The organism is Cobetia sp. (assembly GCF_983723665.1).
The window spans coordinates 9,823-10,998 of the sequence record NZ_CFDJES010000101.1; the positions used below are offsets into that span (position 1 = coordinate 9,823).

Genomic DNA, 1,176 nt, shown 5'->3' on the forward strand with positions numbered 1-1,176 from the left:
CATGACTCACTCAGAGCGCATGCCGGTGCTTGTACCGCGACGATCCAGCGGGCAACATGAAAAGCATCCATGACACGGGTCATGCACTGTCACCAGCGGCGAGAAATCATGAGCAAGTACTGGAGCCCCCAGGTCCACGACCTGACCCCCTACGTCCCCGGCGAACAACCGCGTGAGCAGCTGATCAAGCTGAACACCAACGAGAACCCCTATCCGCCGGCTCCCGCCGTGGAGCAGACGCTGCGCGAGTTCAATGCCTCTGATCTGCGCCGCTACCCGGACCCGAGCTCCAGCTCGCTGCGCGCCGCCCTCGCCGATACCTTCCATGTGGGCGCCGAGGAAGTCTTTGTCGGCAATGGCTCCGATGAGGTGCTGGCGCTGGCCTTCCAGGCATTCTTCCGTCAGGACAAGCCGCTGCTGCTGCCGTCCATCAGCTACAGCTTCTACCCGGTCTACTGCCGCATGTATGGCATCGAGTCGCGCAGCATCGCGCTGACCGACAACTGGGAAGTCGACCTGGAAGCCTTCGGCAACGACAATGGCGGCATCATCTTCGCCAACCCCAACGCCCCGACAGGCCATGGCCATGGCCGCAAGGCGATTGCCGCGCTGCTGGAGCGCAATCCGCAGAGCGTGGTGCTGGTCGACGAGGCCTACGTGGACTTCGGTGGCGAAAGCGCCATCCCGCTGATTCATCAGTATCCGAACCTGGTCGTGACAGGCACTTTCTCGAAGTCGCGCAGCCTGGCGGGCATTCGTCTTGGCTATGCCGTGGCCTCGCGTGAGCTGATCGAGGGTCTGGAGCGCGTGAAGGACTCCTTCAACTCCTACCCCATCGACCGCCTGGCCGAACAGGTCGGCGTCGCCGCGCTCAGTGATCCCGACTATTTCGATGAGTGCCGCACGCGGGTCATCACCACTCGCGAGCAGACGCGCGATCGCATGGCCGCGCTGGGCTTCGAGATCCTGCCCTCGCAGACCAACTTCGTGCTGGCGACTCACCCGACCCACGATGCCGGCAAGCTGTTCATCGGCCTGCGCGAACAGGGCATCCTGGTGCGCCACTTCAACACCGACGCACTGCGTGACTATCTGCGCATCAGCATCGGTACCGATGCCGAGATGGACAGCCTGATCGAAGCCCTGGAAACCCTGTGTCGCTGAGATAGCGCACGG

Annotated in this window: 1 protein-coding gene; it reads left to right on the forward strand. The window is 63.2% G+C overall.

The annotated features are described in order from the left end of the window. The first annotated feature begins 108 nt into the window (after positions 1-108). Complete coding sequence (gene hisC, locus AC4FAH_RS10620) at positions 109-1,164, forward strand: histidinol-phosphate transaminase (RefSeq protein WP_131431155.1); 1,056 nt, start codon at positions 109-111, stop codon at positions 1,162-1,164. Positions 1,165-1,176: the final 12 nt, after the last annotated feature.